Annotated in this window: 21 protein-coding genes and 1 tRNA gene; 7 read left to right on the forward strand and 15 right to left on the reverse strand. The window is 66.6% G+C overall.

Translation table 11 applies throughout. The features are described 5' to 3' along the window. Position 1: 1 nt before the first annotated feature. Positions 2-775, forward strand: coding sequence for a TIGR03084 family metal-binding protein (locus tag G6N55_RS17265; RefSeq protein WP_085222159.1), 774 nt, complete (start codon positions 2-4; stop codon positions 773-775). Between the two features lie 69 nt (positions 776-844). Here G6N55_RS17265 and G6N55_RS17270 read toward each other — a convergent pair whose 3' ends face one another. The 6 genes from G6N55_RS17270 to G6N55_RS17295 all read right to left on the reverse strand — a co-directional run bounded on the left by G6N55_RS17270 (position 845) and on the right by G6N55_RS17295 (position 11,705). Continuing rightward, the gene (locus G6N55_RS17270; protein ID WP_085222158.1) at positions 845-2,056 is read right to left on the reverse strand and encodes a PPE domain-containing protein; all 1,212 of its coding nucleotides are present in this window, start codon (positions 2,054-2,056) and stop codon (positions 845-847) included. A gap of 6 nt (positions 2,057-2,062) precedes the next feature. Next, on the reverse strand, positions 2,063-2,368 hold the full coding sequence (locus G6N55_RS17275) for a PE domain-containing protein (RefSeq protein ID WP_179968079.1): 306 nt from the start codon (positions 2,366-2,368) through the stop codon (positions 2,063-2,065). A 180-nt stretch (positions 2,369-2,548) separates the two neighbouring features. Continuing rightward, entirely contained in the window at positions 2,549-6,628 is a 4,080-nt protein-coding gene (gene eccCa, locus G6N55_RS17280) for a type VII secretion protein EccCa (RefSeq protein ID WP_085222156.1), read from the reverse strand. A 6-nt stretch (positions 6,629-6,634) separates the two neighbouring features. Next, positions 6,635-8,134 carry a type VII secretion protein EccB gene (gene eccB, locus G6N55_RS17285; protein WP_085222953.1) on the reverse strand — a complete coding sequence of 500 codons (1,500 nt, stop codon included), beginning with the start codon at positions 8,132-8,134 and terminating at the stop codon, positions 6,635-6,637. A 50-nt stretch (positions 8,135-8,184) separates the two neighbouring features. Further along, a complete protein-coding gene (locus G6N55_RS17290) occupies positions 8,185-8,505 on the reverse strand; it encodes a DUF2710 family protein (protein ID WP_085222155.1) in 321 nt (106 codons plus the stop codon). 29 nt (positions 8,506-8,534) lie between these two features. After that, the gene (locus G6N55_RS17295) at positions 8,535-11,705 is read right to left on the reverse strand and encodes a hypothetical protein (RefSeq protein WP_139826837.1); all 3,171 of its coding nucleotides are present in this window, start codon (positions 11,703-11,705) and stop codon (positions 8,535-8,537) included. A 435-nt stretch (positions 11,706-12,140) separates the two neighbouring features. Here G6N55_RS17295 and G6N55_RS17300 point away from each other — a divergent pair, with 435 nt between their 5' ends. Next, positions 12,141-12,374 carry a hypothetical protein gene (locus G6N55_RS17300; RefSeq protein WP_085222152.1) on the forward strand — a complete coding sequence of 78 codons (234 nt, stop codon included), beginning with the start codon at positions 12,141-12,143 and terminating at the stop codon, positions 12,372-12,374. 169 nt (positions 12,375-12,543) lie between these two features. On the opposite strand, the gene G6N55_RS17305 is transcribed toward G6N55_RS17300, so the two are convergent. Continuing rightward, positions 12,544-13,965, reverse strand: coding sequence for a DUF5631 domain-containing protein (locus tag G6N55_RS17305; protein WP_372517588.1), 1,422 nt, complete (start codon positions 13,963-13,965; stop codon positions 12,544-12,546). A 223-nt stretch (positions 13,966-14,188) separates the two neighbouring features. On the opposite strand from G6N55_RS17305, the gene G6N55_RS29410 reads away from it, so the two are divergent. After that, a complete protein-coding gene (locus tag G6N55_RS29410) occupies positions 14,189-14,332 on the forward strand; it encodes a hypothetical protein (protein ID WP_169718492.1) in 144 nt (47 codons plus the stop codon). 10 nt (positions 14,333-14,342) lie between these two features. Here G6N55_RS29410 and G6N55_RS17310 read toward each other — a convergent pair whose 3' ends face one another. The 6 genes from G6N55_RS17310 to G6N55_RS17335 all read right to left on the reverse strand — a co-directional run bounded on the left by G6N55_RS17310 (position 14,343) and on the right by G6N55_RS17335 (position 18,487). Beyond that, positions 14,343-14,654 (reverse strand): DUF2694 family protein, encoded by a 312-nt coding sequence (locus G6N55_RS17310; protein WP_085222150.1) that lies wholly within the window; start codon positions 14,652-14,654, stop codon positions 14,343-14,345. Further along, on the reverse strand, positions 14,651-14,968 hold the full coding sequence (locus G6N55_RS17315) for an ESX-1 secretion-associated protein (RefSeq protein ID WP_085222149.1): 318 nt from the start codon (positions 14,966-14,968) through the stop codon (positions 14,651-14,653). Before G6N55_RS17315 ends, G6N55_RS17310 begins: the two co-directional genes overlap by 4 nt. Positions 14,969-15,013: 45 nt before the next feature. Continuing rightward, positions 15,014-16,396, reverse strand: a complete 1,383-nt coding sequence (locus G6N55_RS17320; protein ID WP_085222148.1) for a DUF4226 domain-containing protein — start codon at positions 16,394-16,396, stop codon at positions 15,014-15,016. Positions 16,397-16,523: 127 nt separating this feature from the next. Then, complete coding sequence (locus G6N55_RS17325) at positions 16,524-16,886, reverse strand: DUF4226 domain-containing protein (RefSeq protein ID WP_085222147.1); 363 nt, start codon at positions 16,884-16,886, stop codon at positions 16,524-16,526. 15 nt (positions 16,887-16,901) lie between these two features. Beyond that, a complete protein-coding gene (locus tag G6N55_RS17330) occupies positions 16,902-17,702 on the reverse strand; it encodes a C40 family peptidase (RefSeq protein WP_085222146.1) in 801 nt (266 codons plus the stop codon). Then, entirely contained in the window at positions 17,699-18,487 is a 789-nt protein-coding gene (locus G6N55_RS17335) for a helix-turn-helix domain-containing protein (RefSeq protein ID WP_085222145.1), read from the reverse strand. The genes G6N55_RS17330 and G6N55_RS17335 overlap by 4 nt, the downstream gene beginning before the upstream one ends. Positions 18,488-18,631: 144 nt before the next feature. On the opposite strand from G6N55_RS17335, the gene G6N55_RS17340 reads away from it, so the two are divergent. From G6N55_RS17340 to G6N55_RS17355, 4 genes are all read left to right on the forward strand, one after another. Continuing rightward, positions 18,632-19,048, forward strand: a complete 417-nt coding sequence (locus G6N55_RS17340) for a WhiB family transcriptional regulator (protein WP_085222144.1) — start codon at positions 18,632-18,634, stop codon at positions 19,046-19,048. A gap of 174 nt (positions 19,049-19,222) precedes the next feature. Continuing rightward, entirely contained in the window at positions 19,223-20,203 is a 981-nt protein-coding gene (locus G6N55_RS17345; RefSeq protein WP_085222143.1) for a pirin family protein, read from the forward strand. Beyond that, positions 20,200-20,541 (forward strand): GNAT family N-acetyltransferase, encoded by a 342-nt coding sequence (locus G6N55_RS17350; protein WP_085222142.1) that lies wholly within the window; start codon positions 20,200-20,202, stop codon positions 20,539-20,541. Before G6N55_RS17345 ends, G6N55_RS17350 begins: the two co-directional genes overlap by 4 nt. A 339-nt stretch (positions 20,542-20,880) precedes the next feature. Next, positions 20,881-22,248, forward strand: coding sequence for a PPE family protein, SVP subgroup (locus tag G6N55_RS17355; RefSeq protein ID WP_085222141.1), 1,368 nt, complete (start codon positions 20,881-20,883; stop codon positions 22,246-22,248). Between the two features lie 7 nt (positions 22,249-22,255). Here the strand turns inward: G6N55_RS17355 and G6N55_RS17360 are convergent, their stop codons facing one another. Both G6N55_RS17360 and G6N55_RS17365 read right to left on the reverse strand, forming a co-directional pair. Then, positions 22,256-23,143 (reverse strand): SCO6745 family protein, encoded by an 888-nt coding sequence (locus G6N55_RS17360; RefSeq protein WP_085222140.1) that lies wholly within the window; start codon positions 23,141-23,143, stop codon positions 22,256-22,258. Between the two features lie 126 nt (positions 23,144-23,269). Beyond that, positions 23,270-23,355: transfer RNA gene (locus G6N55_RS17365), tRNA-Leu, on the reverse strand. Positions 23,356-23,377 lie beyond the last annotated feature (22 nt).

Genomic DNA, 23,377 nt, shown 5'->3' on the forward strand with positions numbered 1-23,377 from the left:
GATGGCGGATCCCGGGCCGATGGTGGCCGACCTGCGTGCCGAAAGCGACGACCTCGACGCGCTGGTGGCGCCGCTCGCGGCAGCGCGCTGGGCCGACCCGACGCCGTCGCCGGGCTGGAGCGTCGCACACCAAATCGCGCACCTGTTGTGGACGGATCGGGTCGCGCTGCTCTCGGTGACCGACGAGCCGGGCTTCGCCGCGGTGCTGGCCGAGGCGATGCAGGACCCCGTCGGTTTCGTCGACGCGGGTGCCGAGGAGCTGGCGACCACCCCGCCGGCCGAACTGCTCGGCGAGTGGCGGACCACCCGCAAGCGGCTGCACGACGCGCTGCTCACGGTCGACGCGGGCCGGAAATTGCCGTGGTTCGGGCCGCCGATGAGCCCGGCGTCGATGGCCACCGCGCGGTTGATGGAGACCTGGGCGCACGGGCTGGACGTCGCCGACGCCCTCGGCGTCAAGCGGGCGCCCGCCGCGCGACTGCGCTCGATCGCCCATTTGGGGGTGCGCACCCGCGATTACGCGTTCACGGTCAACCAGCTGACCCCGCCGTCCGAACCGTTTCTGGTTGAGCTGCGCGCACCCGACGGCGACACCTGGTCCTGGGGTCCGGCGGACGCCGCCCAACGCGTCACCGGGACCGCCGAGGACTTCTGCTTCTTGGTCACTCAGCGCCGTCCGCGCGGCGCCCTCGACATCACCGCGCACGGTCCCGAAGCCCAGCGCTGGCTGGAGATCGCGCAGGCGTTCGCCGGCCCGCCCGGGCCCGGGCGATGAGCGCGTAGCGCGAGGAGAGCCGGGGCATTCACCCCAAGCCCGGGCGATAAAGGATAACGAAAGCCGCCGCTAGGTCTCGTCGGTCGGCTCGCCGGCGCCGACCACGACGCGAACGCGGGCGACGTCCTTGTCGGCCTGGCCTTCCTTGCCCTGGCCCAGCATGCCGGCAGGCGACATCGGCATCGGCGAGCCGCCAATCCCGCTGCCGGTCGAGACGGTGGGGCCGCGCAGTTCGGCGGCGTTGAGCACGCCGGCACGCAGGCTGGTTGGCCGCCCGCCGGTTTCCGGCTCGAAACTGCTGGTGGGGCGGGTGTAGCTGGTCAGGCCGGCGCCGGGGAAGCCGCCACCGCCACCCACGCCTCCGCCGCCGGCTGCGCCCCCCAGGGGACCGGTTGCCCCGGCCAGCACGGCGGGCTCCGCGGCGGCACCGGCCGCTCCGGCGTTACCCGCTCCTGCCGACGAGAACGCCCCGGTCATCGACTGGAGCAGCCCCTGCGGCATGCTGGCCATCCCCTGGAAGGCATCCATCGGGGCCTTGACAACCTGCTGCAGTGGTTCGGTCAGGCCGGAGATCATTTGCAGAGGCTGTTGCATCAGTGAACTGAGCTGGCTGCCGCCCTCCGCGGGTGTGGCCGCTGCCTGCCCCGCACCTTGGGTCGCCTGGCTACCGACCTGCGTCGCGCCGTTCATGCCGGCCTGACCGGCAGCCTGTGCCACCGCCGACGCGGCGGCCGCCGGCCCGGCCGGCGAGGCACCCATCGGGGCGACGGGCGGGGGAACGGCCAACGCCGCGGTGAGTGTGGCCAGCGTGCTGGCGTAGGCCCAGCCGATGGTCGAATTGGTCGGCCAATGGTGGAGGTAGTACTCGCCGTCCCGCTCGCCCATGGCGAATGTGTTCTGACCGAAGAAATTGGTGTGGAACAGTACGTCCCACTCGAGTCGATTGGTCAGTGACACGATCGACGGGACGACCGTCGATCTCGCGAGCATGAAGGCCTCGACCGCCGCCGTCGTCACGCCGATCTTCTCCGCGGTCCAGCCCACCAGGGTGTGCAATCCGGCATTGAGGCCGAGCGAGGTGATCATCGAAGCGACCGCACCGACGCCCTGCCACTGCGCCGCCGTCGCCAGAGAGTTGACGGTTGAAATGCCGGCCGCTACTTCGTGATTCGTGGTCTCGGTGACCCACACCGCGTTGTTGGCAAGCACCGACGCCGGATTGCCCGCCTCGAAGATCTGAGCAATGATCTCGGGCGGGCCGTTGAATCTGGGGTCGGCCATTGCCGGTTAGAACGCGCTCGCGGCCGCGTTCAGTGCGTCGGTCATGACTCCAGTGGCGGACGCAAGACCCTGTGCACCAGAGAACCCGGCCCGCTGCCCGGCGTGCTCGGCCGCGGTCGCCAGGTACGCCGCACCGGTTGCGTTCAGCGCGGCGGCGAATTGCGCCGAATCGGCGTCCGGGGCCATCGGCAGCACGCCGGTCAGCGCTGCCGCGCCGGCCGCGGTGGTAGCCGCCATCTCCTGGCTGATCGCACCTTCTGTCGCCGCCGACAAGTCGACGGCGCCCGGCACCATGTCAAACAGACCGCTCATTTTGACCCTCCGTATTTCTAAATGCCCGGTTTCATCCGCGGAGGTATACCCCCTTTTGGCTGGCTCCCCACCAGGCAAGTTGTGTCCGGCGAAATATCGCGGAATGGCCCGATTCTATGGTGACCGCTGTCCGCTGTCGATTCACCTTTCCTGCGGCCCCGGCTGACGTTGCAGATCGGCCTATTCCGGGGCTCCTACCAGCACACCTTCGATCGCGCCATCGGTCGTGACGAGCAAGCCTCGCCCGGGCGGCAGTTGCTGTGCGCTGACCCGGGCGAACACTTTGACCATCGCCGGGTCGTTGTCCATGAAAAGGGTGGGCGCGCGCGAACTCGTCATCTTCTGCAGGAATGGATTCGTCACGGAGACCCCCGCCCAGTTTCCGGGCAGGCGCGAGGCAATCACGTGCAGTCCTATCTCTCGACTGCGCTCGATCAGCCCCCACAACGGAGCGCTCGCGGCCGCTTTGCCGATCGCACCGTGGGGACGCAGTTCCTGCTCGTCGTCGATCAGCAGGAAATGGTGCGGGCCTTCCCACGTGCTGCGGCTCAGCAACTCTTCCTGACTCAGGCCCGAGGGAGGAAGACGGTCGCGCATCATCGTCGCCAGTTCCTCGATCACGGCATCTATGTCGTCGGCGGTATAGGCGTACGCGCGGACGTGCGGCCCCCGAATCTTGCCGATCAGCGACGTCTTGGGATCGATGATGGTGATCTGCGCTTGCTCGGGACCGAACCGGCTCATGACCGCCTGGCCGAAGGCAGCCAGCGTCGTCGTCTTACCGCACAACTGCCGGCCCAGCACCAGCATGCTGGGCACCGTTCGAGTCGGTAAATACGTTGGCTGCAAAGCACTTTCGCCGATAGCGAAGGGGATGTTGAACGGGTCCGCCGCCACGTCGGTCTCCGTGAACGCGGCGATGATCTGCGCAAGCTGAATCTGTTCGGGCAGTCGCGCCAACTTCTCCAGCCTGCCGACTCCGGTCACCTCGGCAATGACCCCGCCGAGTTGGCGCGTCGGTATCCGTTCGCCGGCGGCCGACGTGATCTCCGGCACCCCGATCAGCACCTCATGGCCCTCCCGGGTGACGCCGAACCCGGGCCGGTCCAGGGTGTTGCGGGCGGCCTTGCGCCGCTCGAGGCCCTCGCCCATCTGGGTCTCGTCGGGATTGCTCAGCCGCAGCTGGATGCGCGCATTCGACACGTTGACCAGCGCCTGCTTTTGACCCACCAGCCATGCCGTGGCAGTGGTCGCGACGTGGACGCCGTAGGACAGGCCCTGGCGGGCGATCGAGACCAAGCGGTCTCCCATCGCGGAATCCTTGTCGTACAGGTCGCTGAAGTTGTCGACGACGAGGAAGACGTCGCCGAACTTGTCAGCGGGATCGGTTCCGCCCTCCCGCTCGGTCCCGAATCGCCGTTCCCGGAATTCGGAGATGTCGATTTGGTACTGCTTGAACGCGGCCTCGCGAGCCAGGATCAAGCCCTCGATCGACGCCACGGTTCGCGAGACGCCTTCTTTATCTGTCTGGCTGACGACGGACGCCACGTGCGGCAGATCTTCGACGGGGTATAGCGACGCCCCGATGCAGAAGAACGTGACCCGCTCGGGCCGGTACATCAACGCGGCCGAGGTGATCAACGACATCAGCGTCGTTGATTTGCCGCGCTGAGCGGTCGCCACCACCATGATGTTGTCCATCTCGGCGTCGATGGCGTGCACCCGTTGCGCGTGGTCTTCGGGGATGTCGACGACACCGACCGGGAACACCAAACCCGGGTTGTCGCCGTAGTCGACATACCACGGCCTGCCCCGCCAGCTCGCCACCAGCACATCCATCGGCTCGCTGACTTCCAAAGGTGGGAGCCATATTTGGTGAGGCGGACGCGCGCTGTGCGACATCAGCGACTCGCGGATCACGTCGACCAGCTTCTTCTTGCGAAACCCGTCGGAGTGGAACAGAAACTCGTCGGGCTCTTCGGGTTCGTCGGCAACTGCCAATGCTTCGCTATCGGCTTCGCTGAGCGGCTGGTAGGCCCAGGTTAATGACCGTGGCTGCGAAAAGCTCATGGCCACCGTCTTATTCACGTTGACCACCCGCTTGGGCACCACGAAAGGAGCGGACACGTAGAAGCAGCGGAACTGCTCCAGGTCGCGTGGCCCCACCTTGAGGAGTGCGTAGCCGTTCTCCTTCGACGGCAGATGCAGCGCCGCGTCGCTACCGATCACATCGCGCGAGTCCTCCGCGGTCTCCGCACGCAGGGCCACCCGAAAAGCGATGTTGCTCTTGACCTTACTGAGCGACGACAGGTCCAGCCGCTGACCGCCGAGTGTGAAGAAGACGTTACAGCCGCGACCTTCTTGCCCGATGTGGATGACCAAGTCGATCCACTCCGGATGATGGATGAACAACTCCAGGTATTCGTCGATGATCACCAGCAGAATCGGGACGGGCTCCAGGTCCCGCCCGGCGAGTCGCATCTCTTCGTACTCGTTGGCGTCACGCGCCCCGGCTTGGTTGAAAAGTCGGTACCGCCGGGCGATCTCGCCGTTGACGGCCTTGCGCATTCGCTCGGCCAAATGGCGGTCGTCCTTGCCCAGGTTGGACAACGAACCCGCGACATGCGGGAACCCCTGCAGGTCCTGGGCCGCCGATTCGAACTTCATGTCGACGAAGATCACGATGAACGTCTCGGGGGAGTGCGTCAACGCAATCCCGGTGCACAGCGACAGGAAGTATTCCGACTTGCCCGAACCGGAGGTCCCGATCACGACCGAGTGAAACCCGAATCCACCAAAGTCCTTGGCGCGCAGGATGATTTGTTGCAGTTCGCCGCCCTGCTTGACGCCCACCGGCATCATCGCCCATTTGTGGTCGCCGCGGCCGCGGCTTTCGCCCCAGAGCCGGTCGACGTCGAGTTCCCGGGGATCGCCGATGCCCAGCGCGCGCAGCAATTCACCGCCCTGGCTGTCGGTCTCCGATAGGTCTCCGGCGCTCATCGGGGACCAACGGGCGAGTGCTCGCGCGTACCGGTTGGCGGTGCTTTCGGCGAGCATGTCCGCCACGGCATAGAACGTGCCGCGGTGGGTGAGCCGGCCCTCGCGCAGCGCGAAACGCTCACTGTCGTCGGTGAATCCGACACCCACCCCGGCCCGGATGGCCAGCCGCAACACGGTGATGCCGGCCATGCCCTTCTGCCCGGTGACGCCTTCCCACTGCTCGGGGGTGCCGACGTTGTCGTCCACGATCACCCAGTGCGGTCCCAGCGCCAGGCCGGTGCTGGACTCGATCGGCGATGGCATGGACGTCGGGCTCATGCCGACCGGCGGTGTCCACGGTCCACGACCCTTGCGGTGCAGCTCGGCGTCGAGCGCCTCTTCCAACTCGGTGGGGGAGGTGAAGATCAACCGGCGCAGCCCACACGCGTCGAACATTTCGTCATGCTGGTTGTGCGGCAGCCACACCAGCCAGGACCACAACTCGGGGTGGCGGGTGACGACCATGACTTTGAGGTCGCTGGAGCTGTGGTAGACGGCCAGCGAGCACAGGACCGAACGGGCCAGGCTGTGCAGCTCGCCCGGATCGTCGCCGACGAAGCTGAAGCCGGGCTTCGACCGCAGGCTGAGCACCTTACCGATGCCGCGGATCTTGCTCTGCTCGAGGATGAAATCCCTTAGCGCACCGCCGGTTACGGGCTCGAGCTCTTCGCCGATCGGAACATCGGGCCACTGCAGCGACACCGCGGATTCGCTGGCTTGCTGGATCCCGATGCCCAGGCGGACGTCGAGGAAGTCCGGGTCGGCCGGGCGTCGTTCCCACATCCGCGGCCCACCGATGACGGTGTCCAACCGCTGCGGATCGCCGTGGACGAAAAGCTGGCTGCGACGCTGATTCTGGGCCGCGCGTTGCACTTCGTCGCGATCCTCGTCGAGCTGGCGCAGATAGCTGCGGCGCTGCTTTTCTTGTTCGCCCCAACTGATCCGGCGCCCTCGCCCCAAGCGCCCACTGAACATCAGCGTGCCGAACCCGACCAGACCGATCATCGGGAAGAAGCCCGACTGCAGGGATCGAATCCCCGACGCGTACATCACCACCAGCGTCCCGATGATTCCCACCAGCAGCGCGGGAATCGCGATCATCAGCAGGATGTTGCGGGGCTCGCGTTCGGGCAACGCCAACGGTGCGGCAACCGCGATGCGCACCGGCGGAACGTTCGGCGCGGGCTTGCGGCTGCCGCGGACGAAACCTCGTTTGGACATCGCTATTTAACCCCCGCCTGCCAGCTCGTTGTTGAGATCGGGAATCGGTGCCACCGCACCGCCTCCGGACACGGCATCGCGCGCGACCAGGGCAGCGTCGCGACCAATCGCCGGCCCTGCCGCGAAGGTACGCACGATCGGCCAGGGCGCTTGCACGGCCAGCCGTGGATCCAGTCCTAACGCCTGCAAGGTGGCGTGATCGGATTGAATTCCGTACCGAACACCTTGCGGTGAAATCCAATACAAGCTTTCCCGGCTGTCGGCCGTCGCGACACCGCTGGTGGTCGTCACGAAGTTCGCCGCACCCGGCAAAATCAATGTCTGTTGTGCTTCAGCGGAGTTGGGGTCGCGGTCATCGCGAACCAGGTGTACCACCCGGGAATCCATCCCGATCGATACGGGCAAACCCCGGCCGGTGAAGATCGTAATCCTGGCCTGCGGGTCGCCGGGCTGCTTCTCCCAGCCCACGCACGTCGCCGGGTTTGCCGAGGTGTCAACGAATTCCAGCTTCTCCGACGGGTAATAGTCGACGTCGAGCACGTCGACTACCGGGATCTGAATCAGCTTGTCGGGGGCGACCAGGGTAGGCGTCGTCGAGCCCTCTGAGTCCGCGGTCCGCAACAAATCGGCGACAAAGCTGGTGATCTTCTGTACGCCGTCGGGCAGCAGCACATAGAAGCCGTTGACAGCGCCGTTTGCGTCCCGGGTTTCCAGCACCCTGCCCACGATGGATCCGGGCAGCAACCGCGAGGGCGTGCCACGGCCCGGAATCACCGGCAGCACAATGGGTTCCGTTGACGGCATCGCGTCGAACAACGCGTTGGAGATTTCGATCGGGTAGGTGACACCGGGGTCGAGACCCAGGTTGAACGTCACCGACCGGTCCGCCGGATCAATGCGAGACCGCTGCCCGTGCCAGATCACATACGTCGCGCCCTTGTGGGTTGCCAGGATGGCCTGCTTGGGACGCATCGGCTCCGACCGGCCGACAGGGTCGAGCTGACCGGCGATGGCGGTCACCACGGGAGCGGTTCCGCTGCCGCGGGCGGCGGCGGCGTCGCAGACCGACCAAGCCGATTCGGCACTGGCCGTGATCGGCAAGCTGTCCGGTGCGCCGGGAATGCCGATGATCGGGCCGGTCGGGTACTTCGCGATCTCGCCGGCTCTGACCCACGTCGGAGCGCCGGCGTTGCCGACCGCCAAGCGTGCCGAGGTCAAGTTCAGCGCGGGGTAGAGCCGACCGTTGATTTTCGCGTAGACCGCACCGGTGTCGCGATCGCCGATGATCGACGACTGGCCGATCAAGCCCGAGGGCTTCATGACATGCAGGAGCGCCATCCAGCCGACGCCGATGAGAACGAGCACGATCGACAGCGCCACGGCCGCTTGCTGTTTGCGGTCGTCGTGCTTCATCCGGACCGAGAAGCGGGTGATCGCGGCGCGCAGCCGCCGGTTGTAGAACAGGTGCCCCGAATTCTGGTCCCGGTTGGACAGATTGAGTGGCACGGTCATTCTCCTTTAGGCGGTCGATGCAGGGTGCCGCATCGACACCGATATCAATGCAGCTCGCCGCCGTACCTGGCTCGATTCTCGGCTTCTGCTTCTTTCCGAAGCGCCGCGATCGCGAGGTTCAACCTCTCGGCCAGCTCTGCGTGGCCATAGCCGGTCGTCACACCGGGATGCAGCGACAGCTCGACCAACTTGCCGTCGGAATTTGTCACGACGCGAATATCCCCCAAGTCCACGCTGTACGTGACCGTCTCGGCTTGCGCGACAAGGGCTTCCCACTTGTCGGCTGCCTCGCTCAGCTCACGGAGAACGGCTTCGACGAGATCCTTGTCGCTCAGATTCGTGCGACCGCCCGACCCCGCCACCATGTCAGTATCATCGACCCCTCCAACCAGCGTCAATTCAGAGTTTTGCTGCTGACTTGGGCTGGTGAGCTCGGGGGAGTGGGGGGCAGCCCATTACCCGCGGGGCGTCGACCGGTGAGGCTATCGAGCGGCTTGAGAACTCGCAGGCACCCAACCGCCTCCTCCGCGATGATGCGGCCCAGCGACGTGTAGGCGGCGAATTGCGCTTCGGTGAACCACTGGTCGGAGGTGGGGTCGTGCGGAAAAATCGGGGTGGACGCCGCATACGTCAGCAGCCAGAACGGGCACCGTTCGCTCAGTACCGCCTTCGCGAAGATCAAGGTCCCGGTGCTCTCGTCAAGCCCCGCCGCGGCCGGGTATGTGATCGCACCCTGGACGACCGCCCCGCGGGTTATTCGGCTGTTCAGGCTGGCTAGCGCATCGTCTTTGGCGAACTGCTTTCCCGACCCCGGGGTGATGCTCTCGACGGAATAAGGGCCCGTGCGGTTTAACGTAACCTCCACGCCCAGTTCATATCTCGCCAAACGAAGCGCGTCTGTGAGGCCGACGGGTAGCGGCGGAGGATCGCCCCCTCCGTCGATCACGATAATCAGTCGGCACCGGCGCCGCAGGGCCTCGACCAGGCCCGAATTATCGTAGTGGCCGCCGTCGGTGACTTGCACCAGCCGCGCGTCGCGGTCGTTGATACCGAGGATCTCCCGGTAGAGGTAGCCCCCGCCCCGGATGCTCGGTAGCGATTTCGGCCATACCCGGGGGAGCGGGTCGGAGCCCGAACCGTTCGGGGCAGTGGACTCCCTGAGTTGGCGCACGAAGTTCGGGTTGGGCAACCAGGTGCCGAGGCGGGCACCGGAGATGGCGAGCAGCTTCTCGACGCCCTTGTTCTGGCGTCCCATCGCCGAGGCGAACGCCGCACCGCTCACGGCGACCGCCGCCTCCACGGTCAGGTCCCGTCGAATTCGGGGCGATGCCGCCTGGAACAGCTTGTCGGTGTGGAACCAACCGAGCTCGGGTCCGCCGACGTAGTCCGCACTCATCACGAACGAGACGGCGTTGAGGCCGGGCGCGGGCTTGTCCGGGCCCGAGATCGTGGCCGAGCATGCGAACACGAATTCTGGGCCGTTTGTCGTCCGGCCATACAGGTGCAGCCAGGTGGGTTCGGCGTCGTCGTACTGCGCGGCTTGGCCTTTGACTCGGCGCACGGCGAAGGTACGGGCGAGGCAGCGACGATAGAAGGGATGCAGGCTCAACGACGTGACGTCGGCAAACCCCAGGAACAATGCGACGAACGCAAGGCCGCCCAACCACCAGACCTGGGGCGGCACGTTGAGGACGCGTTCGCCCCATCCGGTTTGCGCGCAGAACTGGAAGGCGCCGGCGGCAAAGCTGCCCAGCAGTGCCAGCCACACCACCGAGAGCAGGGCCAGGGTAGCCAGGGTCAGCAACAGCGAGACGACCTCCGGCGGCAACAGACGTTTGAGCAGCCGCGGGGACGACTGCGTGCCGATGCTCTTGCTCAGCTTGTGCCTGTCGCGCCAGACGATTGCGACCAGTGCGGCCACGTAGTTGACGCCGACGACACCGGACAGCGCGGCGAACGCACCGCCCGCGCTCGATGGTGTGTGGCTGCCGGGTGCCGAGCACAGCAGCATCAATGCCGGCAAGGCGATCGTGAGCGCGAAGATCACCAGCGCGAATAGGGCGTTCGCGCGGGCCAAACCCAGCGCGTGGATCATCCGGCGTTCGCTGCACCGACTGTTCGATCTCCATTCGGTGATCAGCACGTACACGGTGCACAGCACGGCCAATACCGCAAAGACTCCCACCGCCCAGTACGCGCCGGGATGGGTCACTAATGACGCCGACTGTGGGGTATTCGAGCCGGCGGCCGAGGACTTGCTGGAGATCGGCGGGAATGCGGCGATCGGAACGACGGCCAGCAGCAAGCCTGCCACCGACCCCGCGATCACCGGAACGCTGAAAATGATCGCCAACGAAGCCACCAGATTCTTGAACACTTCCGCCAGTGCCCGGATCAAACCCAGCGGTGAATCGGCGAGATAGCTCGATCCCCGGCGGATATGGTCGAACTCCGCCGACCCCTCTTCGAACCGTTCCGAAATGTCGACGATGTTCGGCTTTGGCTTGAGTTCGTCGCCTTCGAGCTGCTCTTCGCGCTTCTGTGTGGGGTCGACCAGTTGGCGTTGTACCGCCAGCAGCCGCGCACCGGCGGCGTATCCGCCCCCCGACACCGAGATCACGTAGTCGAGGCCGTCCAACAATGTGGCCGCCTTCTTTCTTCCGGTGCTCGAGCTTGCCACTGGACCGGTAGCGCTACACGGTTTGGAGAACACCTGCATGGCGCCCATCGACACACATGCCGACCGCACGCCTCCGCCCGAAAGGCACAGTGCCCGAAGCGGTTCCGTTCGGCGTTTCAGTGCGGCGGTGACTCCCGGGACGCTATAGGCTCGCTGCCAGCTCCGCTGGTTTTCGATCACGGCCTTGAACGGCTGGCCGGAGTCTTTCATAGCCTCTTTGACGGCCGCCTGATTCGCTGTCGGCTCGGGCCAAGCCTTCGGCGCCAGCACCCCATTCCACCAAGGCGCCGGTCGAGCCCCTTCACCCGCACCCAGGCCCAACCACCGAAATACCTTGAAGGATCGCAGGATCTCGAGTATCGATGCCCGCTCGGTGCGCCGCCATCTCCGTACCCTGCGACACTTGCCTATCGTGTTGCGCAAGACGATCGCAAAAAACGCGAATATTCCGGTTGCCCCCACTGCGATTGCGGAGAACTTGATGGTGGCCGCGGCTGCGACGGCGGTGCGCCAACCGGTTCCCGCCTGGTTCAACATGTTCCACACCAGAAGGACTTCGATCAGGTTGGCGACCACCGCGATGAGCACCGCGGCGCCGATGAAGTTGGCGGCTTGGCCGCCCAGCTTGGAGCCCGCCCGAGCGCGATAGAACAATGCGCACCCTGCCAGCACCGTCCCGTACGCGGCGATCCACCAAAGGTTGCAATGTAATGCTGCCGGAAATGCCGATCTGACGTCGGCGATGGTGGATCCCGGGTCTCCGAACGTGTAGTGGGTCCACTTTGGTCTAAACGCTCCTCGCACCTCGATGCAGCCGAGCACCGCGCCTATGCCGATCAATCCGAGCGCGATGGTTACTGCGCGTGGCGACCGAAATGTAAGCATTCTCGCCTCCCAAGCCAGACGGATTAGTTGTTGGCCAACCCGGCTATCGGATAGCCGCTAGGTTGCCGCGGTCTTCAATTCATCGGGCGCCGTTGGCGACTCCCGCGTGAGCACCGATGCGGTGAACCACCACGAGAAGGTGCTCAGCTGCCGCTTAGCCGTCAAAGACGTTGTGCTCGAAGGGGATATCGGCGGCCAACTTGGTGAGTCGACGGCCTCAGTCCTCGCAATGACGTTCATAGTCCCAGCGCTCCAACCACGCCGAGAGGTGGTGGATGCCGACGCTCATGACGATCAGCACAAGGCCTTCTACGACCATCACGAGCTCGTTCATAGCCGCTCCATCTCACGGGACATCGCCGCTTGTTCCAGGTAACTCGGCCGCGTATACGGGTACTTCCGAGGCGGCCGAGGCTCGACGCTTTGCATCAACCGATGCCAGAAAGCAACGAACCGAGGACGCGGGGCTGCGACGGGCCGTGGGGCGACACCGGCGGCGGTTGCGAACATCACCTGGCGTTCGGTGATCAGAACGGTCGCCGGCGCGGTAGCGACGTGGCCTTGTGCGTGCACCGCAACAGGTTTCGCGACCGCACCGGCTTCCGCGAGCGGCGCGTGGTCGGTGGATCGGTGACTGGGCTGCGTGGGTGCCGCGGCATCGCGAGGTGACACCGCCGGTTTGGGGATGACTAGCATTTCGATCACCTGAGAGGAGTTTGCGTCCGGTGGGTCCGGCCGTCGAAGAGAAATTTACGAAGTCAACTGCATGGACGCATGCGTAGTGGACTACCTGTTCTCTAGTGAAGAACCCTCGCGATAGCGAATCGGCGACTAGCCGTCAGCTCTCGGCGGTCCACTGACTGGCCGGTCGCTCGTCCAGCTTCTGGAACCACGCCAGGTGATAGTTCGCGGAGATCGTGTCGCCGGCGACGCTGCTTTCGGTAGCGGCTAGCAATAGGCAGTTGAGCAATAGCGCGGGCACGACATCCGGATACTGGCTCAGGAGCTGATAGCGCGCGGTGTCGAGATGCACCCGCAGCAGGTCGGCTTCCTCTTCCACGACACCCGTTCCCGCAGTGGCGGCCTTCGCCAGGGTGTGCACCAACCGCGGAAGTCCGTCGCGCCAGTGCGTGACTCGACCCAGCTCCCATCCGAGATCCTCGACCGCCGGCAGTTCGCGAGCCTGCACCGAAGATTCCGTCGCGGCGAAGTCCGTGGCCCGGCCGACTCGATCGCCGGGGGTGTAGGTGGCGGTCCGGGTCGCCTCGCCGAGCCATGCCGAGGCCTTGCCGGTCCGACGTCCGGGCGCCAACAACCGCACGCCCACCGGAAGCGTGATCCCGGACGGGATCCAGCCGTGGGCGAGATCGGTGACCAACAGCGTCGTACCGTCCGCGAGATCCCCTATTGCCCAGTTCAGCCCGGGTTCTTGGCGGACAACGAATGCCAAGAGCCGGTGCAGTCGTTCGGAATCCGATTCAGCTTCGACTCGCGCCGCCGGGGCGCTGACAGGCTCCGGCTCGGGTTCCGGTTCAGCTTCCGGTTCCGCCTCGCTGACGGCCTCCGGCTCCGCCTCGCTGACGGCCTCCGGCTCCGGCTCGCTGACGGCCTCGGGCTCCAGCTCGGGCCGCACGTCCTCCGGAGGGAGCAACTTCGGCAATTGCGCGGTCTCGGATTCGGCATCGGCTGGGGCGAGCGGGACTTCCGGTAGCCCCGGAATCGCGATGTCCACCGTGGAATGCTCGGACGGTGCTCGATGCCGGCCCCCGGAAGAATCGCGCTCGTCGTCGGCGGAAATCTCCGATTCCGGCTCGTCGGCGACGGGCTCTGCGGGGACGACCGGGATGACTTGCGTGTGATCGAGCGACCGACCGCTAACAACGGGCTCTTTCTCCGGAACTACCGGGATGACCTGGGTTTCGTCGATCGCCGGCGCGACGACGTCGGGTTCGGCCGCCGGGACCGCGGGGATGACTTGCGTCTTCTCCAGGTCGGCCGTGCTGAAACGTCGAGCGACCTGCGCAGTTTGACGTCGCGCGCGCACCTGCGCCTTCATCAATTCCAGCTGGCGCATCGTCGATTCGACTCGCCGCACGGCGCGGGCACGGGCTTCGTCGATGACGCGGGCCTCCGCCGCGCGCCGGCCCACGTCGGTGAGCCCCGATCGCTTGACCATCCCCAGCTGCTTATTGGCGCTGGTGGTGATCCGCTGCAGGTCTTTCTCGAGATACTCTGCGAGCGCGGTGGTTTCGTCTGTCACGGTCGACAGCTCGGCAGGCCATAGCCCACCGATCACCCATGGGGTGCAATCGACAGGAGAGCTGAAGGCCGGCATCGACAATGATTCCCGGGTAGCTCTCCGGAGGCGCTGGCGCGCCGTCTTTCGACCGAAGATCGCCACCGGGTCAGACTACCGACATACTCCGGGCGCTCTTTACTAAAGGTGAATTGTGCGGGTGTAAGGGGCTCGGTAGCGTAAGGCCATGGCTGATTCTGCGCTGCAGCAGCAACTCGACGAGGTGCGCGTCCTGCTCGGCCGTGCCCGAGAGTTGTTCGGCGCCAATCCTATCGAGCCTCCGAGCGACATCGCACCGGATCCCGACGCCGCCAAAACCTGGCTGATCTAGGCTCGGTCGGCTAGTCCGCGCCGTCGCGGCGGCGCAGCTTGTGCGCCAACAGCTTCTCAATCGCGGCATCGAGGTCGTTCGGGGTCGGGACCTCCGCCGACGGGGTGTGTCCGGCCGCCACGATCTCATGGCGAACTTCCAGCAATGCTTTGAGCCACGACACGTCCGCGGTCAACAGGATGCCCTGGGCCAGGGTCGCGGCGTCGGTATCCATCGCCTCCTCGCTCAGCGCAACGCTGTGCATGTACCCGCCGCGGCACGAGCGGACCAGGATATGTCCGCTCGGGTGAACGGTGTCGAACGCGGGATTAGCGTCTGTCATCGACCGCCGTCGACGACGCGGCCGAGTTCGCCGGCCGCATCTTGTTCATGCTGATCCCAAGTCGTGGCAGACACGGTCAGGTTGTGCGCCATGTCGGCGTGGTCGTCCGCTTGTTGCTCATAACACTGGCGCCGGAGTTCGAGCAGTTCGCGGCCGGCGTCGCGGAGCTCACCGAAGATGGGCCCCAGTGAGTCCAGGCTCTCCTGGATGGCGGCGTGCGACGACGGAACGGTGCGCAAGTAGTCGGAGGTCTCCTGGTGATGCGTCGCGGCTTCACGTAAGTGCGCGGGCACCACATGGATTCGATCTGCCATCCGCTTTCTCCTGTTCCTGCGCCGCCGGTCGGGCCGGCGAATTCACTATTGTCCAGTGGTCGGCGTGGCCGCCGGCCGGGTCGGTGTCGGTGCGTCGGTCCTGGCTGGCGCGGTCGCGGTCGCCGCGGCCGGCGGATGCTCCCAGCCTAGAAAGCTCGGGCCGCTTACGGTGGCGATGTGCTGAATCTGGCCGTCGAGAAGCGCCTTGGTGTGGCCGAGGGCCAACGCATGGCGATCGGTGAAAATCCCGATATCTCCCGGCACGACTTGCACCGGATCAACGGGGTTGGCCACCGCGGTTCCCGGCGCGGGAATGGTGATCCCCTGCTGATGGAACGCATCCGGGATCGACGCGCCGCCCACCGCGGCCTCGATGGCCGCCGCCAGCTGCGGGCTGGCCGCGGTCACCGTCTCACCGTCGGGCAGGGTCACCGCCGTCGGGCCGGTAGGTGGTGATTCGGCCGTTGAGACATCCTCACGGGGGTCATCGTCTTCGTGCTTGTCATCCGATTCGTGCTCGGCTGGGTCCGCCTCGAGGTCATCGTCGTCCAATCCCGCCAGTGCCGGATCGGTGTCGCTGCCCTCTGGACGCCCGGGAAGCGCGCCCGGCATACCCCAACCGCCCATCGAACCTGGCCCGGGCGCCGGGCCCAGGCCAAGGTTGGGAATGCCGGGCAGCGCCGGCGGCATCGCCGACGTCGGCGCGCTCTCGGTCGGGCCCGGACCCGAATCCCCGGCCAATAGGCCAGGGTCGTCCGCCAGCAGCGAATCCAGCAGCGGATCACCTCCGGCGGCGGCAGCGTCCGGTACCCGCTCGGGCGCGGCAACCGCCGCGGGCCGGGTCTCGCCGGCAATACTCGCTGGGCTCTTCGACGCGTCATACAGCGACGTCCACGCGGCCATCAGCGCTGACTTCGAGGTGTCGTCCAGGCTGGCGGTCATGACCACGGCGCGGATGTCTCGGAGCTTGCCGATCAGGAATCGCTGAAAGTCGCGGGCGCCCGCCGGAGTGTCCAAGTCCGACCGGGTTTGCACCGCAGCCTCGGTCTCGCGCTGCAGGGCGCTCAGCGCGTCCGCGCCTTCGACCGTCTTCAGGTGGGCGTTCATGATGGCCGAAATCACTTGCAGATCCAGCTGAGAGCTTGCCGAATTCTGGTGTGCCAGCGCTGCTTCGGCGCCCGCGATGGCTTCCGCGGCGGCACCCTCGGGCCGCTGCGGCGGACCAGCCGGTCCCGCGCGCGAGCCGAACAGGCCGGGATGCTGCCGGCGGATCTTGGCCAGAATCGCGTCGAGTTGTTCCGGACGTGTGGTGGGGGTGACCACGGCGGCCAGCTCGGTCGGCGTCAGCCCGGTCTGCCACGCATTCGGGTCGCCGGTGCGGTCGCGCACGACTCTTACCGTGGCCAGTAGCTTGTCATACGTCGGCATCGGCTAACCAAACGGCGCTGCGGCCCAACGCGGGCGATGTCGCGACCCCTCCATGCCGGCTGACAGTACTGAGGCGCTCTGCTGTCGACAATTCACCGCGGTGCGGCTGTGGATGAACTTTCGCGCGCTAGTCCGCCGATACGCCGTACTCGCCCCGCAAGCTTTCCAGCACAGCCGTTTTCGCGCGATCGAGCGCGCGCGCATCCGCTACCACCGCCGCGATCTCACGTTGTTTTGCAACCAGAAACTTCTGAAACTCCCTCGCGCCCATGGACGTATCGAGGGCCGGGCTGTTGTGCTGTGGAACCGCGCGCTCGATCTCGTCGGCGATCGCATCCAGACGCCTGATGCTCTCCCGCGTCGCGGCGTGCGCGCTGGCGAGCACTTCCATCAGCGCACGGTCTGCCTCGGCGACCGAGTCATGCTGACTCGCCATCGCCGACTGCCGCGCCTGAATGGCGGCTAACGAAGGGCCCGTCTGTTCCGACATCCGTTCAACCCACTCTCATAGCGGCCGCCGAATCGCGACGTAACTGCCCAGCCGGCTGATCCGCACCGAGGCACCCGAATACGGTGCCTCGACGACGAGGTTGTCGCCGATCGCCATCTGCACGTGCCCCGTGTGCGGAAAGACCAGATCGCCGGGCCTCACTTGCGAACGGGGCACTGGAATTCCGTCGTTGATCTGCTGGTACGTGGTGCGGTCCAGATGAATACCTGCCTGCGCATACGACCACTGAACCAGTCCCGAGCAGTCGAACTGATCGGGGCCGGTCGCACCCCACACATAGGGGCGGCCCAGTCGAGATAGCGCCGCGCGCACCGCAATTCCGGCGCGACTGCTCGGCGCGGGCAGCCGCAGTCCGCGATGGTGCAGTATGCGGTAGCGCAGTGCCCGCAGCGCCGCCGAATGCCGTCGGGCGCGCAACCGGGCGGTCAATACGTGTGCCCGCTGCGCGCGAAGCCTCGCGGCCCGACGGCGCATGGCCTCGCGCTGGGCCATTGGCGTGATCGGGGTGGCGGCGGCATCGGCACGGGCCTCGTCGAGAACGTTCTTGGTCAGCGCACGGGCCTGCGCCCGGTCGCGGTGAGCGCCGGCGATGACGCCCGCGGCCGCGGCGTCCGTGCGGGCCGCCGCGCGCAGCAGTTGGTGGCTGCGGCTCACTGCGGACCGGTAATTATCTTGTTCCACAATGCTATTCAGCGTCAGGGTCGGCACGACAGGTGCATCCAGCGGCGGCGGCCGAGTAGCCCCGGCGAACAACTGATGCGCGCGGCTCAACGCCTCGATATCGCTTTCGGTCATCGGTCCCCCTCGCCGTCACCCTGGTCGGTGCCGTCTTGACGCGCCGACCCCACCGCGTCGGTGAACGCGCGAACGCGGGGGAGTACCCCGGCCGGGATCACCCCGCGATTGCGGATGTCCCACATCTCGTCACTGCTCACCCCGAGCAGCGCGGCGATGATCGCGTCCGGCAGTGACGACTGCGCGCAGGCCCGGTCGAACCGCGCGCTCAAACTGGTCGGCATCCGCTTCAGCAGCGCGCTGCGCGTTTCCTCGAGGGCTTGCAGATGCTCCATCAGCCGGTCGGTGGAGTCCGCGCCGGCGTTCACGGCCACCCGCCATGAGCTGGCGGCGAGCATCTCGGCCTTCACGCACTGCGCGATCACAGAGAGAATATACGTCTCATATTCGTTTGATGTCGTCGCCGGCAGTCGATCGATGACGGATTTGAGCGCATCGAGCTGGGCTTCGGCATAGCCTTCCAGCACTTCGGTGTCGCTGTGGCGGTCGACAACCACCGCTCCGGCCCGCGGCTGAGACATGGTTTCGGGGTGCTGCGCGGCGATCAATCGGGCCAGCTCGGCATCCGGATCGGCGGCCACCAACAATCGCGAATACGTGCCGGGCGGCAGGCCCAGGCCGTTTTCAACCTTCTGAACTGTGCTTTTGTGGGCCTTGCGGGCGCCGCGCTCCAGATAGCTCAATCCCATGATGCTGACGCCGGTCGCGGCAGCAAGCTCCGCTAGGGACCAGTCGCGCGACTCGCGCAGCGCCCGGATAGCCGCACCTGCCGATTCACGGCTCACCCGCTGGCTCCGGCCATAAGCCGGATGTTACACAGCCGGACCGCTATCGCTATGTATATACGTTTTTATCACGTTTCTCTTGCGCGGACCTCGCAGTTGTGTATACGCTTTTGTCTACGTTTCATTCCGAGCAAGGAGACTGATATGGGCCACCCCTGCGCAACCGACCCGGAACTGTGGTTCGGCTACCCCGATGACGACAGTGGTGACGGCGCGGCCAAGGCGCGTGCCTATGAGCGGTCGGCCACCGAGGCGCGGATCCAGTGCCTGCGTCGCTGCCCGTTGGCACAGCAACGGCGGTGCGCTCAGTACGCCATCGCGCATCGGGAGGAGTACGGCGTGTGGGCCGGCGTCAAACTTCCCGGAGGCCAGTACCGAAAGCGCGACCAGCTGGCTGACGCCCACGACATCCTGCGGCGCATTGCCGACGGCGAGATCAACTCCCGTCAGCTGCCCGAGAACGCGGCGTTGCTGGCACGCAGCCAGCACCAGAGCATCCCGATGCCCGCCGTGGTGCTGCACCTCCCGATCGCACAGGTGGGTCCGCGTTCAGCCGCCTGACCCGTGCGCCGCGCCTCGTGAACGTTTGTCAACCCAAACGACGAAGTATTCGACCGCGCCGGAACATCCGGCCGTCGACCCCGCGGTGGCCATGCAGGTACTGCGGCCGCCGGGCGGGTAAACCGTCGGCCCCGGGTACGGTCGCCGTATCACGCCCGCAACGAAGGGTGCACGGTGAGCAATCTCGAGACCGCGCCGGCCGAAGTCGCCTGCGGCGCTTCGCGGGTTGCGGGGACCGAGGTGCTGCACCCGCGAGAGGTACCGCTGGGTGGTCCGCGCGCCATCCGGGTGCAACGCACTCTTCCGCAACGGCAGCGCTCGTTGATCGGAGCGTGGTGCTTCATCGACCACTACGGCCCCGTCAAAGCGCGTATGGATGTTCCCCCTCATCCGCATACGGGACTACAGACGGTCAGCTGGCTGTTCAGTGGAGAAGTGGAACACCGCGACAGCGCAGGAGTGCACGCCATCGTCCGGCCGGGTGAGTTGAATCTGATGACCGCCGGCGCAGGGATTTGTCATTCCGAGGTTTCGGTCGAGTCGGATGCCGTTTTGCACGGCGTGCAGCTGTGGGTCGCCCTGCCCGATTCCGATCGCGCTAGCGGACGCGACTTCGCCCACCATGTGCCCGACCCCATCTCGCTTCCCGGCGCGCTGGCGCGAGTGTTCTTGGGTGAGCTCGGCGGCAGCCGGTCCCCAGTGCACACATTCACCCCGCTGCTCGGCGCCCAGATCGATCTCGACGCGAACGCCGAGCTGCATCTCGAGGTCGATCCGGCGTTCGAGCACGGCGTGCTCTGCGATGCGGGCACCGTGGCGATGAACGGCACAGATCTGGCGATCGCCGACCTCGGCTACCAAGGCCCGGGCAGCACCGCGGTCAAGCTACGCAATGCTGGGGATCGACCGGCGCGGGCGGTGCTGTTGGGGGGTACCCCGTTCACCGAAGAGCTGCTGATGTGGTGGAACTTCGTCGGGCGTACCCACGACGAGATCGTCGGCTATCGCCGGCAATGGGAAGACGCCGACGTGCGTTTCGGCGCCGTCGAGGGCTACCGGGGCTCAGTCACCCGACTGCCGGCCCCGCCGCTGCCGACCGCTCGGTTGCGGCCACGACCAACACCGCACGGACCGAATGGAGAGGAAACCACATGACAACCGATAAGACCGGCGCAGAAACCACGGTCGCCGAGGGGCATCAGACGTACACCATCGCCGTCGAGGGCAAGACCGTCGGCCACGCCGACTTCGCCGACCGGGGCGATCAGCGGGTTTTCTACCACACCGTCGTCGATCCCGAATTCGGCGGACGAGGCCTGGCGACCATCCTCCTCGAGGAGGCGCTGAACAAAGCGCGGGAATCCGGCAAACGGATCGTGCCGGTGTGCTCGATGGTCGAAACGGTGCTCAAGAAGCATCCCGAATTCAACGAGCACACCGACCCCGTCACCGCCGAGGTCAGGGGCTGGGCGCTGACCCGGCCGAGCAGCTGAGGCAGGTCCTCGCGGCACGAAGGCTTTACTGCGACAACTGGTCCGCGTCGGCCGGCGTCATCGGCAGCTAAACGTTGCTTGGGCCTGGCGGCTTGCGCATTCACCGGGTATCGCCTAATCACATGACATACCGTGTTCTAGCAGGATTGCTGGGCAAAACGGGCATCCCGATACGCGGCATCGGGGCCGCATACCGGAGCCCTGGGGCCTCCCAGCTAATTCAGAGGTCTCCGTGAGCAAAATGGTTGACGCAGGCGGTCAGCCCCGACGATGGCATCGTGTTGGTTTGCCGTTCACCGCAGCCACCGGCGCTGGGCCTGTTCGATCGGGAGGGAAAACGTGGATTACGCACTTCTGCCACCGGAGGTCAACTCCGCGCGCATCTATGCCGGGCCTGGCTCCGGACCGATGCTGGCAGCTGCGTCCGCGTGGGACACGCTTGCTGCCGAGCTGCATTCGACAGCAAGCTCGTATCAGGCAGCAGTCACCGAGCTGACTTCCGGACCTTGGCTGGGCCCGGCGGCGGCGACCATGGCCGCGGCCGCCGCCCCGTATGTGGCCTGGATGCGTGCCGCGGCCGAGCGGGCCGAGCAGACGGGCAGACGGGCCATCGCGGCGGCCGCCGCCTACGAAGCCGCCTTCGCGGAGACCGTGCCGCCCCCGGTGGTCGCGGCCAACCGCAGCCTGCTGGCCGCGCTGGTCGCCACGAACCTCCTCGGGCAGAACACCACGGCCATCGCCACCACCGAAGCGCAATACGGCGAGATGTGGGCCCAGGACACCGGGGCAATGCAGAGTTACGCGAGCACCTCGGCGTCGGCCACCACACTGGCCCCCTTCGATTCGCCCTCACCGAGCACCCGCACGGACGGGCCCGCGGACCAAGCCGCCGCGGTCGCCCAGGCCACCGGCAGCACCGCGGGCGACGCGCAGCGCGGCGTCTCGTCGGCTCAGCAGGCCTTCTCCGCGGTTCCCAACGCGCTGATCAACCTGGCGAGCCCACAAGACGCCTTCGGATTCGGGGGCCGGGACCTACTGGGCCTGCTGGCGGACCTGAGTGCGGTTTTTCTCGATCCGGAAATCGGGGCGGCGGGCTTTGCGGCCGACACCTCACTGGGCACCACGGCCCTTCCCTACGACGTCGGCGGGTATTGGACCGGTGTGCACACCGACGACATCGTCAGCGGCTGGGCGGGCGTGCAACCGTGGCCGGGCAACGCACCGGCGCCGCCGACGAGTTTTCCGATCATCAACGAACCCGCCTCGACAGTCTCCGGGCAGTTCCGCCACGCCCCATCGGTCGGGCGGTTGTCGGTGCCGCCGGCATGGGTGTCCGCCGCCCCCGAGCTGCGTGCGATGGCGACGGCGCTGCCGGCCGCGACCGTCGGCGCCGCCGCGCAAGCCACCGGCTCCAGCGCGGGCAGCCTGTTCAGCCAGATGGCCCTGGCGAGCATGGCCGGGCGCGCAATGGCCGGAACCACCGGCGGAGGTGGCGCAAGATTCCAGGAGCGCATCGGGATGGCCGCGCCCAAGGCAAAGGACGCGCCGCCGGCCGAGCCGGTCGACGTGCCACCGACACCAATGGGCGGCCCGATCACCAGCATCGCCGCCGAGCTACGCGAGCTCGCCTCGCTGCGGGACGCGGGGATTCTCACTCAAGACGAATTCGTCGAGCAGAAACAGCGGCTGCTGCCGCGTGATCCCTAAAGTCTGGCTAGGCCAAGTGAGCGCTGGCGTCGTGTAATTCCGTGCGGCGCAATGCCATTGGAGTGACGGCTAGCACGTCGCCGCCCTCGACCACCGCCCGCGTAATCGGCGTGAGCGCTTGGAACAGCGCCTCCACCTCGTCGTCGCTCAGTGCGTCGAGCGCCGACAGCCCGAGCGCGTCGGTGCTCGATTCGACGTGGTCCTTGAGTTCGGCGCCCGCCGCGGTGAGCGAGCCGTCGTCGTAAAGCAGGCCGCGCTCGGCCAGCCGTTGTTCGCGGTGACGCCATTCGCTGTCGTCGTAGTCGCGGGTGCGGGCGATGTAATCGCGCGGGACGCGGTCCGCCGCGGCGTGCAACACGTTGCACTCCCGGCCCGAGATGCCGGCGGCGGTCAAAACCGCCACATGGCCGTCGCCGCGGTGCTCGCGTAGCAGCGTGGTGGCATGCCACAGCGCGGCCAGCGGACTGTCCGGCCACGGCAGCGCGCGGTTGGCGGCGAACAAGGGTCGCCCGTCTACGCCCGCATGACGTGCTGCCTTTCCTGCCAATTCTGCTGCGGTACTGACGTTTTCGTCTTCTTTCAGGCCGTAGCGGCGCAGCGCCGCGACCGCTGACTCCTGCCGAGCGCGCAACGCGGCTTCCGGACCGGCGATCTGCCATGCCGCCGGCAAGGCCTTGGCGACACGTTGGGGGGCGAAGTTGTGAAAGATCGCGGTCACCAGTTCCGGCGACGCCATGCCCAGCGGGGCGGACCGGGCCGCGAAGTAGCCCATCCAGAATCCTCGGTACCCCAACTCGTCGAGGGCCTCCCGCGCCTCCGGCGCGAAATATGTCACCGCGTGCACGGGCTCGAATCGATCGTAGAAGCGTCGCGCCAGCTCCGATTTTCTGCGCACGCCTGCAGTTAACCACTGCCGCTGTGCCTGACCGATCCCGATTCGACGGAATCGACCTGTGTCACCGGCCGAGCATCGCCGGCCGCCACCGACAGAAAACCCCGGCCAATGGCCGGGGCGATGCTGTGGTGGGCGAAGGGGGACTTGAACCCCCACGTCCCGAAGGACACTGGCACCTGAAGCCAGCGCGTCTGCCATTCCGCCACTCGCCCGGGGAAAACAACCGATGGACCA

Source organism: Mycobacterium florentinum, from assembly GCF_010730355.1.
In the GTDB taxonomy this organism is placed as follows: Bacteria; Actinomycetota; Actinomycetes; order Mycobacteriales; family Mycobacteriaceae; genus Mycobacterium; species Mycobacterium florentinum.